Below are 18,784 nucleotides of genomic sequence, written 5' to 3' on the forward strand. Positions count from 1 at the left end.
GCCAAGGCCGCGTAAAAGTGCGACGCCGGCCGGACGGACCGCGGGGTCCGTCCGGCCGGCGTCGCGCGGTCCTCCGTCGGAGGGGTGGCGCGGGGGCTACTGGCGGCCGCCGTCGCCCCGGGTGCCGCCGGGGCCGGTGTAGTCCTCGCCGTAGGCGCCCTTGGCCGGACGGCGGCGGCGCAGCGGCGGCTCGACGCCGTCGGCCAGGCGACGGGCGGTGAGCAGGAACCCGGTGTGCCCGATCATGCGGTGGTCGGGACGTACGGCCAGGCCCTCGATGTGCCAGTTGCGGACCATGGTCTCCCAGGCCGCGGGCTCGTTGAAGGTGCCGTGGTCGCGGATCGCCTCGACGGTGCGGGCGAGCTGGGTGGTGGTGGCGACGTAGGCGCACAGCAGCCCGCCGGGGACCAGCGCCTTGGAGACGGCGTCCAGGCATTCCCAGGGGGCGAGCATGTCGAGGATGACGCGGTCGACCTCGGTCTCGTCCAGGTGGTCTTGGAGGTCCCCGACGGTCAGCTTCCAGGCGGGGTGCGGCGAGCCGAAGTACCGCTCGACGTTCTGCCGGGCGATGTCCGCGAAGTCGGCGCGGCGCTCGTAGGAGTGGAGCATGCCCTGGTCGCCGATGGCCCGCAGCAGGAACATGCTGAGGGAGCCGGAGCCGACGCCCGCCTCGACGACGCGCGCGCCGGGGAAGATGTCGGCCATCGAGAGGATCTGGCCGGCGTCCTTGGGGTAGACGACGGCCGCTCCGCGCGGCATGGACAGGACGTAGTCGGGGAGCAGGGGGCGCAGCGCCAGGTAGGCGACGTTTCCAGTGGTTCGGACGACACTGCCTTCGGGAGCACCGATCAGCTCGTCGTGGGGGAAGGCTCCCTTGTGGGTGTGGAAGCTCTTCCCGGCCTCGAGCGTGATGGTGTAGTGGCGTCCCTTGGGGTCGGTGAGCTGGACCTGGTCCCCGACCTGGAAGGGCCCGCGACGGCGGGCGGCACCGGTCGGTTCGGACATGGCTGCCAGCCTAGTCGAGCCGGGCCCCGGCACCGAATCGAGGGCGGTCGGCCCGGTGCCTTCCGGCTTCCCGTCGGGCATCGGCGACCGGTTGCCCGCGCCCCGGCAGCCGCGCCCGGACGGCGCGCGCCGGTGCGGCCGCCGGGTCAGTGCCGGGCGGGCTGCTTGCCCATGGCGGCCACGAAGGCCCGCTCCACGTCCGCGGTGGACAGGACGCCGTAGATCTCCCCCGTCTCCTCCACCACGAGGTACTCCGTCGCCGGGACGGCCCGCAGGTGGTCGAGCAGGTCCTCGCCGGCGAGCTCCGCGGAGACGCGCAGGTCGTCCGTGAGGTCCTGGGAGAGGCTCCCGGTGGTCACCCAGGGCCTGCGGTGGTCGGGTACGGAGACGATGCCGGCCTCCCGCACCACGCCGGTGGGCGCGCCCTGGCCGTCCACGACGACGAGGGCCCGCGCACCGGACTCGTTGGCCCGGCGCAGCCCCTCCGACAGCGGCGTCTCCGCCGTGACCGGTACGGCCCGGCGGGTGAGTGCGCGGGCGCTGAGCTCGGGCAGCCGGGCCCGCAGCCGCGCCATGCGCAGGCTGTTCCCGGCGCCGGTCCAGATGATGGCGGCGAGGATGGCGGCGAGCAGCGCGTCGGTGAGGGAGCCGAGGCCGCCGCTGTCCTGGTCCCCGAGGCCACCCGCGTGGGTGGCGAGAGGGAGGCCGATGAGCACGGTGACGGCCAGGGCGCGCCCGGTCCAGGCGGCGGCGACGGTGCCGGTCATGGGGCGGCCGCTGAGCTTCCAGACGACGGCGCGCAGCATGCGTCCGCCGTCCAGCGGCAGCCCGGGCAGCAGGTTGAAGGCGGCCACGATCAGGTTGGAGATCATCAGCCCGGCGAGCAGGACGCCGGGGACCGTGCGGGCCTCCACCCCGAGGAGCGCCAGGTAGAAGACGCCGCCCAGGACGAGGGAGAGGAGCGGCCCGACGAAGGCGAGCACGAACTCGCGGCCCGGCGTCTCGGACTCCTTCTCGATCTCCGAGACGCCGCCGAAGAACTGGAGCTGGATGCGGCGGACGGGCAACCCGAAGCGCAGCGCCGCGACGGTGTGGGCCAGTTCGTGGACGAGCACCGAGGCGTAGAACGCGACGGCGAAGAACAGCGCGATCAGATAGCGGCCGACGCCCAGGTCGGGCAGGACCCGATCGAGTTGACCGCCGAACACCCAGGTGATGAGGGCCGCGACGAGGAACCAGCTCGGGGCGACGTAGACCGGCACCCCGAACAGCCGGCCCATGAGGATGCCGCCGCCGCGCTCCCGGGGGCGCTTCGCCGGCGGCCGCACGTCCTGGCCGAACCCCTTCGGGGCGTGCTCGTCTGGCCGCCGCGGCCTCTCGCGCGGGGCGTCGCCGTCCCCGTTGCCACCCGTGTCTGCCACTGGTCCCCTCTGCTGCCGGTCCCGCACCGTGCGCCGTCCCGCGGTCCCGCGGGCGCCGGGGTGCTGCCATCGATGGTATGTGTCCGGATGTCGGTGGGGGGCCTTAGGGTCGTACGACATGGGAACCCCCACCAGCCGTCCTGCCGTGCCCCCGCACTCGCTGTCGCCCTCCCGGGCGTCCGACTTCATGCGGTGCCCGTTGCTCTACCGCTTCCGGGTGATCGACAAACTGCCCCAGAAGCCGAACGCCGCGGCGGCGAAGGGCACGGTCGTCCACGCGGTGCTGGAGCGGCTGTTCGACGCCCCGGCCCCGGCCCGCACCGCGCACCGGGCGCGCGCGCTCGTCCCCGGGGAGTGGCAGCGGCTGCTGGAGCGGCGTCCCGAGCTGGCCGGGCTGTTCGCGGCCGACGGCCCCGGGGCCGCCGGGGAGCCGGACGCGGCGGGGAGCGCCGCCGGGCCTGCCGAGGGGGCCGCCGCCGGGGCCGGGGCGCCGCCGGGCGCTCCGGACGCTCCGGACGCTCCGGGCACTCCGGACGCTCCGGGCACTCCGGGCACTCCGGGCGCCCCCGTGGACACGGAGGCGCTGGGGCGCTGGCTGTCCGAGGCCGAGGCGCTGGTCGAGCGGTGGTTCACCCTGGAAGATCCGACACGGCTGGAGCCCGCCGAGCGGGAGCTCTTCGTGGAGGTCCGGCTGGATTCCGGCCTGTGGCTGCGGGGCATCATCGACCGGGTGGACGTGGCGCCCACCGGTGAGGTGCGCATCGTCGACTACAAGACGGGGAAGGCGCCGCGGCCGGAGTTCGCGGCCGAGGCGCTGTTCCAGATGAAGTTCTACGCTCTGGTCGTCTGGCGGCTCAAGGGAGTGGTGCCGCGGCGGCTCCAGCTCGTGTACCTGGGCAGTGGGGACGTCCTGACCTACGACCCGGACGCCGAGGAGCTCGCCGGCCTGGAGCGGAGGCTGCTGGCGCTGTGGGAGGCGATCGAGCGGGCCACCGAGTCCGGGGACTGGCGTCCGCGCCGCACGCCCCTGTGCTCGTGGTGCGATCACCAGGAGCACTGCCCCGAGTTCGGCGGCACTCCCCCGCCCTATCCGCTCGTCCTCCCGCTGCCCGAGCCCCGGGGCGCGGCGGGGAGCGCCGAGGACACCGGGGGCGGCGGGGGCGGCCCTGCGCCGTCCGGCGCGGACGGTTAGGCGAGAATGGGCGCGCGACCGTCGTCCGACACCCGTGGAGGGGTTCCCTGTGGCTGTTCGCGTTCTACTCGTCGATGACCAGCCGCTGCTGCGCACCGGTTTCCGGATGATCCTGGAAGCCGAGCAGGACATCGCCGTCGTCGGGGAGGCCGGTGACGGCCAGCAGGCGCTGGAGCAGGTGCGCGCCCTGCAGCCCGACGTGGTGCTGATGGACATCCGGATGCCGCGGATGGACGGCGTCGAGGCGACGCGTCAGATCACCGGGCCGGCGAAGGACGGGCCCGCCAAGGTGCTCGTGCTGACGACGTTCGACCTGGACGAGTACGTGGTGGAGGCGCTGCGCGCGGGGGCCAGCGGCTTTCTGCTGAAGGACGCCCCGGCACAGGAACTGGTGCAGGCCATCCGGGTGGTGGCGGCCGGTGAGGCGATGCTGGCGCCCAGCATCACCCGGAGGCTGCTGGACAAGTACGCGGGCCATCTCCCCGCGGGCGAGGAGCCGGTGCCCGACGCGCTGGGCTCGCTGACCGAGCGCGAGGTCGAGGTGCTGAAGCTGGTGGCGAAGGGCCTGTCGAACGCGGAGATCGCGGCAGACCTGTTCGTCAGCGAAACGACGGTCAAGACCCATGTGGGGCACGTGCTGACGAAGTTGGGGCTGCGGGACCGGGTGCAGGCGGCCGTCTACGCCTACGAGAGCGGGCTGGTCCGCCCCGGGACGCACTGAGCCCGGGACGCACTGAGCCCGGGGCCGGGAGTACAGGGGGCCACCGGGCACGTCCGCCCTCCGAGCGCCCGGGTCCCTCGGAAACACCCCCGGCACCCGCCGATCCCCGGACCCTTCCGCGGTGCGGGGAAGGGCCCGGGGCTCCGGTGTCGGCCCGGCGGTCAGTCCGTGGGGGTCTTGCGGATCTCCCAGAACCGGAAGACGGTCGAGGAGTCGAGCGTCCACTCCAGGCCGGAGATGCTCTCCTGGGCGACGGCGTACTGCTTGCCCTGCCACACGGGGAGCACCGGGAGCTCCTCGGCGACGATGTCCTGGATGGTGCCGAAGTCCTCCGTGGTGGCGGAGCGGCTGGACTGCGCGGCGGTGCGCGGCAGGAAGGTCTCGGTGATCTCCCCGGCGTCGTAGCGGTTGCCGAGGACGTTGTCGTCACCGAAGAAGGGGGCGGTGAAGTTGTCGGCGTCCGGGTAGTCGGGGACCCAGCCCTTGACGTAGACGCCGTACTTGCCGGCGGCGATGTCCTTCTCGTACTGGTCGAGTCCGACGCTCTTCACGTCGGCCTCGAACAGGCCGCTGGCGTTGAGCTGCTCGGCGATGGCGGCGAGTTCCTCGTCCGTCTGCGCACCGTAGCGCACGGGCGTGGACCAGAGCGTGAGCCGCACCGGTTCGCTGATGCCCTCGGACTCCAGCGCCTTCTTGGCCTTCTCCGGCTGCGGACGCTGCCCGTAGCGGTCGAAGAAGGCGGTGTTGTGGCCGGTGATGCCGGCGGGGACGATCGAGTACAGCGGCTCGGCTGTGCGGGCGTACACGTCGCGCAGCAGGGTGGAGCGGTCCAACAGGTAGGCGATCGCCTGGCGGACGCCGAGCTTTCCGGCCACCGGGTGGTCGTGGTTGAAGACGAGGTGGTGAACCTCGGCGCTGGTGCCCTGGACGACCTGGATGTCGGTCTGCGCGCTGGTGGTGCTGGCCTCGAGTTCGGCGATGTCCTCGGTGGCCAGGTGCCGGTAGGCGAGGTCGACCCGCTCGCTCTGCACGGCTTCCTTGAGCTTGGCGGGGTCGTCGAAGAACTTCATCGTCATGCCGGAGTTCTGCACCTCGGCGGAGCCCCGGTAGGAGGAGTTCGGCGTGAACACGGCTTCCTTGGGCCCGAAGCTGTCCAGCGTGTAGACGCCGGAGCCCACGGCCTTGCCGTCGGTGCGCAGTGCGTCGGCCGGGTAGACCCGGTGGTCGACGATCGAGCCGGCGCCGGAGGCGATCTTCTGCGGGAACGTCGCGTCGGAGGTGTTGAGATGGAAGACGACGGTCCGCTCGTCGGGTGTCTCGATGCTGTCGATGCTCTGCAGCATGATCGCCGGGCCGTCGGGGTGGTCGATCTTCAGCGTCCGGTCGAAGGAGAACTTCACGTCCTTGGACGTGAGGGGGTTGCCGTTGCTGAACTCCAGCCCCTCCTTGAGGGTGCAGGAGAAGACCTTGCTGGCGCCGTCTTGGAACTCGCACTTCTCGGCGGCCTCGGGCTGGGGCTGGGTGCCGCCCTTGGGAAAGCTCAGAAGTGACTGGAACACGTTGTTGAAGACCAGCCAGGACCCGGGGTCGTATCCGGAGGCCGGGTCGACGAAGAGGACGTCGTCGGTCATCCCCATGACGATGGGCTCGCCCTGCCCCCCGGAGCCCCCGTCGCCCGCTCCGCAGCCGCTCAGCAGAGCCGCCGTCAGCACCGCACTGGCCGGTAGCGCCACCCAGGTGGCCCGATTCCTCACACGCACGTTCTCACCTTGTCTTCGCATGCGGAGCCCGCCCTTGGTCCGGGGCGTGTCCGACTCGTCCGGCCCCCGGTGAATCCGGGTCGGCGGGGGCCGGAGGCAGACATTAGTAGTTAGTGGTCAGGGCACTTGACCAGGGAAGCACGGCGGGCGGGTGCGCAGCAGGGCATCGGGCGGGGTGATCCGATATCCGGACGGCGGAGCGTATCGGGTGTAGCGGAACAGATCCGGGCATTACTCCGGAGGCGCGAGGCCGATTACCCACACGCGAGCGGAATCCCACAACGGCGGTGGGGCGGGATGCGGTGAGAAACATCACGTAAAGCACCCCTGAAGCGGACGAATGGTTTCAGCCATGGTCACTTCAACCCGGGCGGGCCGGCGGCCACGCGGTGTTCCGGGCCGGGCAGGGCCCGGAACACCGACGGGCGGTCACGCCCGGTGCGTGAGCTTGACCAGGGAGCGCAGGAACGACAGGTCGACCTCCTCCAGCGAGGTCACCAGCGTCCGGCCGGCACCCGGCTCGATGGGAGACACCGAGGGCACGGCGACGACCTGGCAGCCGGCCGTCTCCGCGGCGGTGACCCCGGTGTGGGTGTCCTCCACGACGACGCACCGGTGCGGCTCCGCCCCCACGTGGCGGGCGGCCGTGAGGTAGGGCTCGGGGTGGGGTTTGGTCCGCTCGACCTCGTCGCCCGCGACCGTCACCGCGAAGTGCTCGGGGCCGAGGGCGCGCAGGATGCCGTCCATGATGCGCCGGTGCGTGGCCGAAACCAGCGCCGTGGGCACCTCGTGTGCGGCCAGCTCGGTCAGCAGTCGGCGCGCCCCGGGCATGAGCGGCACGTCGCCGTTGATGCGCTCCTCGAACTTGGCGTTGAGCAGCACGGACAGCTCCGGGACCGTGATGTCGGCCCCGGTGACCTTGATGAGGTAGGCGGCGCTGCGGGTCATCGGCCCGCCGACCACCACCTCGCGGTGCTCGTCCCCGAGGACGTGCCCCAGTTCGGCGAAGACCTCCACCTCCGCGTCCCACCAGAAGCCCTCGGTGTCGACGAGGGTGCCGTCCATGTCGAGGAAGACGGCCTGCAGGGCCGAGCCGTCGGCCGGGCGCGTGGCGAGAGCGGGGATCGAGCTGGTCATCCGCGAACCTCCGTGGGACACGACGGCCGGTCGCCCACTCCCGTGGTCGGAAATGGACAACCGGCCGATACCGGATCGATCAGTGTACGACGCGTTGTCAGCGAGCGTTGAAGTATTTGGCTTCGGGATGGTGAATAACGATCGCGTCGGTCGACTGCTCGGGGTGGAGCTGGAACTCCTCGGACAGCTTCACCCCGATGCGCTCGGGCTGGAGGAGATCGGCGATCTTGGCCCGGTCCTCCAGGTCCGGGCAGGCGCCGTACCCCAGCGAGAAGCGGGCACCGCGGTACTTGAGCGCGAACATGTCCTCCACCGACTCCGGGTCCTCTCCGGAGAAGCCCAGCTCGGACCGGACACGGGCGTGCCAGTACTCGGCGAGGGCCTCGGCCAGCTGGACGGACAGGCCGTGCAGCTCCAGGTAGTCGCGGTAGGAGTCGGAGGCGAACAGCTCCGCGGTCGCCTCGCCGATGCGGGAGCCGACCGTGACGACCTGGAGGCCGACCACGTCCGTCTCCCCGGACTCCTTGGGCCGGAAGAAGTCGGCCAGGCACAGCCTGCGGCCCCGGCGCTGGCGCGGGAAGGTGAACCGCGTCCGCTCCGCCCCGTCCTCGCCCAGGATCACCAGGTCGTTGCCCTCGGAGTGGCAGGGGAAGTAACCGTAGACGACGGCCGCTTCGAGGAGGTTGTCGGTCTGGAGCCGGTCCAGCCAGCCCCGCAGCCGCGGCCGGCCCTCGGTCTCCACCAGCTCCTCGTAGCTCGGGCCCTCGCCGGAGCGGGACTGCTTGAGCCCCCACTGCCCCTTGAACAGCGCGCCCTCGTCCAGCCAGGAGGCGTACTCGGCGAGCTGGACGCCCTTCACGATCCGGGTGCCGCTGAACGGCGGCGCCGGGACCGGGTTGTCCGTCGCCACGTCCGAACGGGTGGTGTCGTCCAGCGGGGCCGGCTCGGGCAGGTCGCCGTCGCGCTTGGCGACCCGGCGCTGCTTCAGCTCCGGCAGAGTGGCGCCGGGGACGCCGCGCTTGACGGCGATGAGGGCGTCCATCAGGCGCAGGCCCTCGAAGGCGTCGCGGGCGTACCGGACCTCCCCCTCGTAGATCTCGTGGAGGTCCTGCTCGACATAGGCACGGGTCAGCGCGGCGCCGCCGAGGATGACGGGGTAGTCGGCGGCCATCTTGCGCTGGTTGAGCTCCTCCAGGTTCTCCTTCATGATCACGGTGGACTTCACCAGCAGGCCGGACATGCCGATCACGTCGGCCTTGTGCTCGGTCGCGGCGTCCAGGATCGCCGCCACCGGCTGCTTGATGCCCAGGTTCACGACGTTGTAGCCGTTGTTGGACAGGATGATGTCCACCAGGTTCTTGCCGATGTCGTGCACGTCGCCGCGCACCGTGGCCAGCACGATCGTGCCCTTGCCGCCCTCGTCGCTCTTCTCCATGTGCGGTTCGAGGTAGGCCACCGCCGTCTTCATCACCTCGGCGGACTGGAGCACGAACGGCAGCTGCATCTGCCCCGAGCCGAACAGCTCGCCGACGACCTTCATCCCGGCCAGCAGCGTGTCGTTCACGATGTCGAGCGCGGGCCGCTCGGCGAGGGCGGCCTCCAGGTCGGCCTCCAGGCCGTTGCGCTCACCATCGATGATGCGCCGCTGCAGCCGCTCCTCCAGGGGCAGGGCGGCCAGCTCCTCGGCCTTCCCGGCCTTGAGCGATTTGGCCGTCGCCCCCTCGAACAGCTCCAGCAGCCGCTGCAACGGGTCGTAGCCCTCGCGCCGCCGGTCGTAGACGAGGTCGAGCGCGACCTGGACCTGCTCCTCCTCCAGCCGGGCGATCGGCAGGATCTTGGAGGCGTGCACGATCGCCGAGTCGAGCCCGGCCTTGACACACTCGTCCAGGAAGACCGAGTTGAGCACGATCCGCGCCGCCGGGTTGAGACCGAAGGAGATGTTCGACAGCCCCAGCGTGGTCTGCACGTCCGGGTGACGGCGCTTCAGCTCGCGGATCGCCTCGATCGTCTCGATGCCGTCGCGCCGGGACTCCTCCTGGCCGGTGCAGATCGTGAACGTCAGACAGTCGATGATGATGTCCGACTCGTGGATTCCCCAGTTGGTCGTGAGATCGGTGATGAGGCGTTCGGCGATGGCGACCTTGTGCTCCGCGGTGCGGGCCTGGCCCTCCTCGTCGATGGTGAGTGCCATCAGCGCCGCACCGTGCTCCCGGGCGAGTGCGGCCACCTTCGCGAACCGCGACTCGGGGCCGTCTCCGTCCTCGTAGTTCACCGAGTTGATCACCGCGCGGCCGCCCAGTTTCTCCAGGCCCGCCCGCAGCACGTCCACCTCGGTGGAGTCCAGCACGATCGGCAGGGTGGAGGCGGTCGCGAAGCGCCCGGCCAGCTCCCTCATGTCGGCGGCGCCGTCCCGGCCCACGTAGTCGACGCACAGGTCCAGCATGTGGGCGCCCTCGCGGATCTGCTCCCGGGCGAGCTCCACGCAGTCGTCCCAGCGGCCCTCGAGCATGGCCTCGCGGAACTTCTTCGAGCCGTTGGCGTTCGTCCGCTCGCCGATCGCCAGGTACGCGGTGTCCTGACGGAACGGGACCGTCTGGTAGAGCGACGCGGCCCCGGGCTCGGGACGCGGCTCGCGCTCACGCGGGGTCAGATCCCGCACCCGTTCGACGACCTGGCGCAGGTGCTCGGGCGTCGTCCCGCAGCAGCCGCCCACCAGCGAGAGGCCGAACTCCCCGACGAAGCCCTCCTGCGCGTCGGCCAGCTCCTGCGGCGTCAGCGGGTAGTGCGCGCCGTCCTTGCCCAGCACCGGCAGGCCCGCGTTCGGCATGCACGCCAGCGGGACCCGGGAGTGGCGAGCCAGGTAGCGCAGGTGCTCGCTCATCTCCGCCGGGCCGGTCGCGCAGTTCATGCCGATCATGTCGATGCCCAGCGGCTCCAGCGCGGTGAGCGCCGCGCCGATCTCCGAGCCCAGCAGCATCGTGCCGGTCGTCTCCACCGTCACGGAACAGATGACCGGCAGGTTCATGCCCGTCGCGGCCACCGCCCGGCGGGCGCCGATGACGGCCGCCTTGGTCTGCAGGAGGTCCTGGGTCGTCTCCACCAGCAGCGCGTCGGCCCCGCCGGCGATGAGCCCCTCGGCGTTGGTCTGGTAGGCGTCGCGCAGCACGTCGTAGGGGGCGTGGCCCAGCGTGGGCAGCTTCGTGCCCGGGCCCATCGAGCCCAGCACCCAGCGCACCCGGCCGTCCTCGGCCGCGAACTCGTCCGCCACCTCACGCGCCAGCCGGGCCCCGGACTCCGAGAGCTCGAAGTTCCGCTCGGTGATCTCGTACTCGCCCAGCGCGGCGTGGTTGGCGCCGAAGGTGTTGGTCTCCACGCAGTCCACGCCGGCGGCGAAGTACTCCTGGTGCACGGAACGCACGATGTCCGGACGCGTCACGTTGAGGACCTCGTTGCAGCCCTCGAGCTGCTGGAAGTCGTCCAGGGACGGCTCCTGGGCCTGGAGCATCGTCCCCATCGCTCCGTCGGCGACCACGACCCGGGAGGCGAGCGCCTCCCGGAACGCGGCGATCCGCTCTGCGTGGCTGAGAGGTGTGGCTGCGGACCCGGCCCGTCGTGCGGCTGCTGCGGACGGCGAGGACATCTGTGCTCCCTGGTGTGCGACGGCTGTCGGCTTTGCGTCCACGTGTGCGGACGCACCCCGCCAGGGTAGCGAGGAGCCCGGAGATTGACCGGTCGCGTTCCGGAGCGTGGACGGCCGTAGTATTTCCCCGGCTATCCGGCCATCGACATGATCCGCTACCGTTCGACATTGTCGACCGGCGGATACCAGTCACCGCCGAGGCGAAGAGAGGTAGTCCGATGGCCCGGAGCATCCAGTCCCTGGAGCGGGCTGCCGCCGTGCTGCGGCTGCTCGCCGGCGGCGAGCGGCGACTCGGCCTGTCCGACATCGCGTCCACGCTCGGCCTGGCCAAGGGGACCGCGCACGGCCTGCTGCGCACCCTCCAACAGGAGGGCTTCGTGGAGCAGGACGAGGCCTCCGGCCGCTACCAGCTCGGCGCCGAGCTGCTGCGGCTGGGCAACAGCTATCTCGACGTCCACGAGCTGCGCGCCCGCGCCCTGGTGTGGTCGGACGACCTGGCCCGGTCCAGCGGCGAGGCCGTGTACCTGGGCGTCCTGCACAGCGGCGGCGTCCTCGTCGTCCACCACGTCTTCCGGCCCGACGACAGCCGCCAGGTGCTGGAGATCGGCGCCATGCAGCCCCTGCACAGCACCGCGGCGGGCAAGGTGCTGGCCGCCTACGACCCGGTGGCGCACAGCGACCTGCTGGACGCCGAGCGGGAGCCGTTCACGTCCCGCACCCTGACCTCGGAGGCGGCGCTGGAGGAGTGCCTCGGCCTCGTCCGGGCGCGCGGCTGGGCCGCGGACCAGGAGGAGACGTGGGAGGGGGTGGCCTCCATCGCGGCCCCCATCCACGACCGGCGTCGCCTCACCGTGGGCGCGGTCGGCATCACCGGGGCCGTGGAGCGGCTGTGCCACGGCGACGAGCTGCGGCCGGAGCTGGTCGCCTCCGTCCGTGACTGCGCGCGGGCCGTCTCGCGCGACCTGGGCGCCGCCCGCTTCTGACTCCCGCCGCGCCCGCTTGGGAGGTCTGCGCCGGAGGCGCGGGGCCGGCAAGCGCAGCCCCCGGCACCGGGTGAGCACACGCCCCCGCCTGACCCCGTCGCCGAGGGCGGGTGCCCCAGGCCCGCCCCTTCCCGTTTCTCCAGGAGGTGGGCCCCTGGGACCCCGGCCGCGGGCGCGACGTGGCTGTTCGCGCAGTTCCCCACGCCCCCTCGGGGCGCGACCCGCGCATCGTGGTCGCTCGCGCCATTCCCCGCGCCCCCTCGGGGCGGGCCCGTGCGACGAGGGCCACGATTCGAACACGGCGCGAAAGGGGGGCGCCGTACCTCTTGACGGAGTCTGATGCGAGGATAAAACTGCCGTTCGGCGGTCGACATTGTCGAACACCGGACGGGACCGGTTCCGCCTTCCCTGTGAACATAAGGAGTCGCGGGTGTCCAACTCCGACATTTTCCTCGGCGAAGTCATCGGAACCGCCGTGCTCATCCTCCTCGGCGGCGGTGTCGTCGCCGGTGTCGTCCTCAAGCGCAGCAAGTCGTTCAACGCGGGCTGGGTCGCGATCACGTTCGGCTGGGGCTTCGCCGTCCTGACCGGCGCGTACATCTCCTCCAGCCTCTCCGGCGCCCACCTCAACCCGGCGGTCACCGTCGGGCTCGCGATCAAGGAGGGCGCCTGGGACAAGGTCCACTTCTACTTCGCCGGGCAGCTCCTCGGCGCGATGATCGGCGCCTTCCTGGTGTGGGTCGCCTACTACGGACATTTCATAGCCCACCTCACCGACCGTGAGATCGTCGGCGGCCCCGGCACGCAGGCCACCAAGACGGCCACAGCCACCGACGCGCCCGGCCCCGTGCTCGGCGTGTTCTCGACCGGGCCGGAGATCCGCAACACCGCGCAGAACCTGGCCACGGAGATCATCGGCACGTTCGTTCTCGTCCTCGCGATCCTCACCCTGGGTATCAACGAGGGCCTGGCCCTGTCCGGCACCGGCATCCTCATGGTCGCCCTCGTCGTCGTCGGCATCGGTCTCTCCCTCGGCGGCCCGACGGGGTACGCCATCAACCCGGCGCGCGATCTCGGTCCGCGAATCGTGCACGCGTTGCTGCCCCTGCCGAACAAGGGCGGGTCAGACTGGAGCTACGCCTGGATCCCGGTGATGGGGCCGCTGCTCGGCGGCGCCCTCGCCGGCGGTCTGTACCAGCTCGCGTTCGCCTGACCGACCTCGTCCACCGACCTCCTGGAGTACCGAGATGACTGACACCACCGCCGCCCACCCCGGGTACATCGCCGCCATCGACCAGGGCACCACCTCCAGCCGCTGCATCGTCTTCGACACCGACGGCCGGATCGTCGGCGTCGACCAGAAGGAGCACGAGCAGATCTTCCCCAAGCCGGGCTGGGTCGAGCACGACGGCACCGAAATCTGGACGAACGTTCAGGAAGTCGTCGAGGGCGCCGTCCGCAAGGCCGGTGTCGACCGCGCCGACGTGCAGGCCATCGGCATCACCAACCAGCGTGAGACGACACTCCTGTGGGACAAGGCCACCGGCGAGCCCGTCCACAACGCGCTGGTCTGGCAGGACACCCGCACCGACGCGCTCTGCCGCGAGCTGGGCCGCAACGTCGGCCAGGACCGCTTCCGCCGTGACACCGGGCTGCCGCTGGCCTCCTACTTCGCCGGCCCCAAGATCCGCTGGCTGCTCGACAACGTCGAGGGGCTGCGGGAGCGCGCCGAGCGGGGCGAGATCCTCTTCGGCACCATGGACTCCTGGGTCATCTGGAACCTCACCGGTGGCCCGGACGGCGGCGTGCACGTCACCGACGTCACCAACGCCTCCCGCACCATGCTGATGAACCTGCACACCATGCAGTGGGACGAGAAGATCTGCGCGTCCATGGACGTGCCCATGGCGGTGCTGCCGGAGATCCGCTCCTCCGCCGAGGTCTACGGGCACTGCGCGAGCGGCGTGCTGGAGGGCATCCCGGTGGCCTCCGCGCTCGGCGACCAGCAGGCGGCGCTGTTCGGCCAGACCTGCTTCGACCCCGGCGAGGGCAAGTCGACCTACGGCACCGGCACCTTCCTGCTGATGAACACCGGCCACAAGCCGGTCAACTCCTACAACGGCCTGCTGACGACCGTCGGTTACCGCATCGGCGACCAGAAGCCGGTGTTCGCGCTGGAGGGCGCGATCGCCGTCACCGGCTCCCTGGTGCAGTGGATGCGCGACCAGATGGGCCTGATCAGCACCGCCGCGGAGATCGAGACGCTCGCCAGCTCCGTCGAGGACAACGGCGGCGCCTACTTCGTCCCCGCCTTCTCCGGCCTCTTCGCCCCCTACTGGCGCTCGGACGCGCGCGGCGTCATCGCCGGGCTCACCCGCTACGTCACCAAGGCGCACCTGGCCCGGGCCGTGCTGGAGGCGACGGCCTGGCAGACCCGCGAGATCGTCGACGCGATGGCCAAGGACTCCGGCGTCGAGCTCACCGCCCTCAAGGTCGACGGCGGTATGACCTCCAACAACCTGCTGATGCAGAACATCTCCGACGTCCTCGACGCGCCCGTGGTGCGTCCGATGGTCGCCGAGACCACCTGCCTGGGTGCCGCCTACGCCGCCGGTCTCGCCGTCGGCTTCTGGCCGGACACCGAAGCGCTGCGCGCCAACTGGCGTCGCGCGGCCGAATGGACCCCCCGTATGGACGCGGCCGTGCGCGACCGCGAATACAAGAACTGGCTCAAGGCCGTCGAGCGGACCATGGGCTGGATCGAAGAGGAGAACTGAGCGACATGAACACCATCCCGCAGAGCGTTCCGTCCCTCGGAGCGCATCCGGCTGCCGGTGCCAACCCGCGTCGCGCCGAGACCAGAGACGTGCTCGCCCGGGCGACGTACGACCTCCTCGTGATCGGTGGCGGCATCCTGGGCACCTCGGTCGCCTGGCACGCGGCCCAGTCGGGCCTGCGGGTGGCGATGGTGGACGCCGGCGACTTCGCCGGCGCCACCTCGTCCGCGTCCTCCAAGCTCGTCCACGGCGGTCTGCGCTACCTGCAGACGGGATCGGTCAAGCTGGTCGCGGAGAACCACCACGAGCGCCGCGTCCTGGCCAAGGACGTCGCCCCGCACCTGGTCAACCCGCTGACGTTCTACCTGCCCGTCTACAAGGGCGGGCCGCACGGCGCGGCGAAGCTGGGCGCGGGCGTGTTCGCCTACTCGGCGCTCTCGGCGTTCGGCGACGGCGTGGGCCGGGTCATATCCCCCGCCCGCGCCGCCGCCGACAACCCGGGGCTGCGCACGGACGACCTCAAGGCCGTCGCCGTCTACGGCGACCACCAGATGAACGACTCCCGGGTCGCCGTCATGACGGTGCGCGCCGCCGTGGCCTCCGGCGCCGTCGTCCTCAACCACGCCGAGGTCACCGGGCTGCGCTTCACCCGCGGCCGGGTGACGGGCGCCGAGCTCAGGGACCGCCTGGACGGCACCGAGTTCGGCGTGGACGCCCGGCTGGTGCTCAACGCCACCGGCCCGTGGGTCGACCACCTGCGCCGCATGGAGGACGCCGGGGCCGATCCCAGCATCCGGCTGTCCAAGGGCGCCCACGTCGTCCTCAGGCGCAAGGCGCCGTGGCGGGCGGCCATGGCCACGCCGATCGACAAGTACCGGATCACCTTCGCCCTCCCCTGGGAGGACCAGCTCCTGCTGGGCACGACGGACGAGTCCTTCGAGGGCGACCCGGCCGAGGTGTCGGCCACCGAGGCGGACATCGCCCAGATCCTCGACGAGGCGGCCGTCTCCGTGCGGGACGAGCACCTCTCGCGGGATCTGATCACCTACGCCTTCGCCGGACTGCGGGTGCTGCCCGGCGGCCCCGGCGGCGTCGAGTCGGCCAAGCGGGAGACCGTCGTCACCGAGGGCCGGGGCGGCATGCTGTCGGTGGCCGGAGGGAAGTGGACGACGTACCGGCACATCGGCCGCACGGTGATGAACCGGCTGGCGCGTCTGCCCGGACGCACGCTCACCGACGACATGCAGCCCGTCTCGCTGCTGCCGCGCCGGGTGCCGCTGCCGGGTGTCGCCAACCCGAACGCGGTCGCCCACCGGCTGCTGGTCGACCGGGAGCCGGGGACGCGCATCGACCCGCTGACCGCCCGTCACCTGGCGACGCACTACGGTGCGCTGTCCTTCGACATCGCCCGGCTGGCGACCGAGGACCCCGCGCTCGGCGAGCGCATCCACCCGGACGGCCCGGAGATCTGGGCCCAGGTCGTCTACGCCCGGGACCACGAGTGGGCCGCCACCGCCGAGGACGTCCTGCGCCGCCGCACCACCCTGACGGTGCGCGGCCTGGACACCCCCGAGGTGCGGTCCCGGGTGGAGGACCTGCTGGGGCAGCGCCCCGCCTGACGGCCACCGTTCCCGACCCGGTGGCCCCGGCCCCTGTGGCAGAGTGCACGGAAACGTGACGCCACAGGGGCCGAGGGGGTCGGGGCATGGTCGCGCCGGGCGGGACGGACGGATCACACGCGGCGGGCGGAGTCCGCGAGGGGGACCGGACGCACGAGACAAAGACGCGGAGGCCCGAGGGGGCGGACGGCCGGGGGGCCTGGTCGCGCCGGCTGCGCGCCCTGCGGGCACGGCTGCCGCGGCGGCCGAAGCGGCGCACGGTGGTGTGGACGGCGGTCCTGCTCACCGTGACGCTGCTGGTGCCGCCCGGCGCCGCCGCGCTCGCCCTGCGGCTGGCCTACGCCGGTGACCTCGCGCCGGGCACGCACACCCGGGACCGGGACGCGATCTGGCTCGGCCACGCCTGGGTGGACGGCCGCAAGGACGACGCGGACCTCGCCGCCTTCGCGCGGCGCGTCGAGGGCACCGGCATCCGCGAGCTGTACGTGCACACCGGGCCGCTGGAGCGGGACGGGACACTGTCGCCGGAGAAGCACCCGCGCTCGCGCTGGCTGGTGGAGGCCGTGCACCGGGAGCTGCCGGGGGTGCGGGTGCACTCGTTCCTCGGCAACGCCCTCGTCTACGGCCGGGAGGACGGCGAGTCGCTGCGGCTGGCGAACGCGCGCTCCCGGGACGGGGTCGTCGCCAGCGCCCGCGAGGTGATGGAGCTGGGATTCGACGGCGTCCATCTGGATCTGGAGCCGCTGCGCTCGGGGGACGAGGACTACCTGCGGCTGCTGGAGCGGCTGGGGACCGTGGTGCACGAGTACGGCGGAGTGCTGTCGGTGGCGGCCCATCAGATCGACCCGCTGCCCGGACTGCACCGGGCGGCCCGGGCACTGACCGGCCGTGGGAAGTGGTGGTCGCAGTCGTATTTCGGCCACGTAGCGCGCAGGGTGGATCAGGTCGCACTGATGTCGTACGACGCCCCCACGCCGGCCGAGTCGCTGTACGGCGGCTACGTGGCCCAGCAGACGCGGCTGGCGCTGGAGGTGACGCCTCGGGACACCGTGCTGCTGATGGGGCTTCCGTTCTTCCACCCGGACGACCTGTTGCACCGGGCGGAGACGGTCGACGCCGCCGTCCGGGGCGTCCGGCTGGGCCTGGGCCGCGGGGACGCGGACCGGGAGCTGTTCGGCGTCGCCCTCTACGTCGACTTCGCGGCGACGGAGGAGGACTGGGCGGCCTACCGCCGCGGCTGGGTGGCGCCCGCCCGCAGGTAGATGCACCGTCGGCGGCGGCGAGTGCGCCGCGACGCCGTAGGCTGAACTCGCGCAAGGACGACGAACGGCAGCCGGGGCGGTGGAGAGTCCCCGCCCGGGCATGAAGGAGGCGCTGGGTGATCGAGCTGGAGGGTGTTCCCGAGCTGGTCGACCCGGTCATGGTGGCCGCGTTCGAGGGCTGGAACGACGCCGGCGACGCCGCATCCAGCGCGGTCGGGCACCTGCACCGCGAGTGGAAGGGCGAGGTCTTCGCCGCGCTGGACGCCGAGGACTACTACGACTTCCAGGTCAACAGACCGCAGGTGTGGCTCGACGGCGGGGTGCGGAAGATCACGTGGCCCACGACCCGGCTGTCGGTGGTACGGACCTCCGGCGAGCGGCCCCGCGACCTGGTGCTGGTGCGCGGCATCGAGCCCAGCATGCGCTGGCGCTCGTTCTGCAACGAACTGCTCGGGTTCGCGCACGAGTTGGGCGTGGAGATGGTCGTCGTCCTGGGCGCGCTGCTGGGCGACACCCCGCACACCCGGCCGGTGCCCGTCACCGGGGTGACCTCCGACGCCGATCTGGCCCGGACGATGGATCTGGAGGAGTCCCGCTACGAGGGGCCCACCGGCATCGTCGGCATCCTCCAGGAGGCCTGCACCCACGCCGGCGTCCCGGCGGTGAGCCTGTGGGCGGCCGTGCCGCACTACGTCTCCCAGCCGCCGAACCCGAAGGCCACCCTGGCGCTGCTGAACCGGCTGGAGGACCTGCTGGACCTGCGGATCCCGCTGGGCGAACTGGCCGAGGACGCCCGGGCGTGGCAGGTCGGGGTCGACCAGCTCGCGGCCGAGGACAGCGAGGTCGCCGAGTACGTCCAGTCGCTGGAGGAGGCCCGCGACACCGCGGAGCTGCCGGAGGCCTCCGGTGAGGCCATCGCCCGCGAGTTCGAGCGGTACCTGCGGCGGCGGGACGGCCAGCCGGGGGCGCCCGGCGGCACGGCGGCCGAGGGCCAGCTCGGGGCGGAGGCGGGCGGCCCCGGGCCCTACCTGCGCGACCCGGGCACCGGCCGGGCCCGCCCGCGGGGGCGCGGCCGCGGCCCCGCGGAGCCCGAGGAGGCCGAGGAGGCCCACGAGCCCGAGAAGCCGGACGACGCCGAGGACGGTGACGAGACCCGCGACGAGAGCGGCGACCACGCCGACCGCGAGCCCGGGTCCGAGCCCGGGTCCGGGGAGGCCGCCGCGGAGGAGGGCACGAGGAAGCCGCCGCCCTCCCCCGGAGCGGCAGG

The 18,784-nt window shown here is 72.2% G+C and carries 12 protein-coding genes and 1 pseudogene; 8 read left to right on the forward strand and 5 right to left on the reverse strand.

The features are described 5' to 3' along the window. Positions 1-96: 96 nt before the first annotated feature. Both HPT28_RS20555 and HPT28_RS20560 read right to left on the reverse strand, forming a co-directional pair. Positions 97-1,005 carry a tRNA (adenine-N1)-methyltransferase gene (locus HPT28_RS20555; RefSeq protein WP_219092644.1) on the reverse strand — a complete coding sequence of 303 codons (909 nt, stop codon included), beginning with the start codon at positions 1,003-1,005 and terminating at the stop codon, positions 97-99. Between the two features lie 146 nt (positions 1,006-1,151). Next, positions 1,152-2,615 (reverse strand): site-2 protease family protein, encoded by a 1,464-nt coding sequence (locus HPT28_RS20560; protein WP_257579009.1) that lies wholly within the window; start codon positions 2,613-2,615, stop codon positions 1,152-1,154. On the opposite strand from HPT28_RS20560, the gene HPT28_RS20565 reads away from it, so the two are divergent. Together HPT28_RS20565 and HPT28_RS20570 are read left to right on the forward strand one after the other, a co-directional pair. Next, the gene (locus HPT28_RS20565; RefSeq protein ID WP_219092645.1) at positions 2,545-3,618 is read left to right on the forward strand and encodes a PD-(D/E)XK nuclease family protein; all 1,074 of its coding nucleotides are present in this window, start codon (positions 2,545-2,547) and stop codon (positions 3,616-3,618) included. The genes HPT28_RS20560 and HPT28_RS20565 overlap by 71 nt on opposite strands. Positions 3,619-3,667: 49 nt before the next feature. Continuing rightward, positions 3,668-4,339, forward strand: coding sequence for a response regulator transcription factor (locus HPT28_RS20570; protein ID WP_219092646.1), 672 nt, complete (start codon positions 3,668-3,670; stop codon positions 4,337-4,339). A gap of 161 nt (positions 4,340-4,500) precedes the next feature. On the opposite strand, the gene HPT28_RS20575 is transcribed toward HPT28_RS20570, so the two are convergent. The 3 genes from HPT28_RS20575 to metH form a co-directional block, all read right to left on the reverse strand. Beyond that, on the reverse strand, positions 4,501-6,093 hold the full coding sequence (locus HPT28_RS20575) for an ABC transporter substrate-binding protein (RefSeq protein ID WP_374226992.1): 1,593 nt from the start codon (positions 6,091-6,093) through the stop codon (positions 4,501-4,503). A 435-nt stretch (positions 6,094-6,528) separates the two neighbouring features. Beyond that, positions 6,529-7,236 carry an HAD family phosphatase gene (locus tag HPT28_RS20580; protein WP_219092648.1) on the reverse strand — a complete coding sequence of 236 codons (708 nt, stop codon included), beginning with the start codon at positions 7,234-7,236 and terminating at the stop codon, positions 6,529-6,531. 97 nt (positions 7,237-7,333) lie between these two features. Beyond that, complete coding sequence (gene metH, locus HPT28_RS20585; protein WP_219092649.1) at positions 7,334-10,876, reverse strand: methionine synthase; 3,543 nt, start codon at positions 10,874-10,876, stop codon at positions 7,334-7,336. Between the two features lie 218 nt (positions 10,877-11,094). Here metH and HPT28_RS20590 point away from each other — a divergent pair, with 218 nt between their 5' ends. The 6 genes and pseudogenes from HPT28_RS20590 to HPT28_RS20615 all read left to right on the forward strand — a co-directional run. Then, a complete protein-coding gene (locus HPT28_RS20590) occupies positions 11,095-11,859 on the forward strand; it encodes an IclR family transcriptional regulator (protein WP_219092650.1) in 765 nt (254 codons plus the stop codon). 430 nt (positions 11,860-12,289) lie between these two features. Next, positions 12,290-13,072 carry an MIP/aquaporin family protein gene (locus tag HPT28_RS20595; RefSeq protein WP_219092651.1) on the forward strand — a complete coding sequence of 261 codons (783 nt, stop codon included), beginning with the start codon at positions 12,290-12,292 and terminating at the stop codon, positions 13,070-13,072. Positions 13,073-13,106: 34 nt separating this feature from the next. After that, positions 13,107-14,636, forward strand: a complete 1,530-nt coding sequence (gene glpK / locus HPT28_RS20600; RefSeq protein WP_219092652.1) for a glycerol kinase GlpK — start codon at positions 13,107-13,109, stop codon at positions 14,634-14,636. Positions 14,637-14,641: 5 nt separating this feature from the next. Continuing rightward, positions 14,642-16,255 (forward strand): glycerol-3-phosphate dehydrogenase/oxidase, encoded by a 1,614-nt coding sequence (locus HPT28_RS20605; RefSeq protein WP_219092653.1) that lies wholly within the window; start codon positions 14,642-14,644, stop codon positions 16,253-16,255. 86 nt (positions 16,256-16,341) lie between these two features. Beyond that, entirely contained in the window at positions 16,342-17,517 is a 1,176-nt protein-coding gene (locus HPT28_RS20610; RefSeq protein ID WP_257579011.1) for a hypothetical protein, read from the forward strand. Between the two features lie 116 nt (positions 17,518-17,633). After that, positions 17,634-18,578 (forward strand): annotated as a pseudogene (locus HPT28_RS20615) (PAC2 family protein); the annotation flags it as partial. Positions 18,579-18,784: the final 206 nt, after the last annotated feature.

Origin of the sequence: Streptomyces sp. JJ38 (genome assembly GCF_019303475.1) — a bacterium.
In the GTDB taxonomy this organism is placed as follows: domain Bacteria; phylum Actinomycetota; class Actinomycetes; order Streptomycetales; family Streptomycetaceae; genus Streptomyces.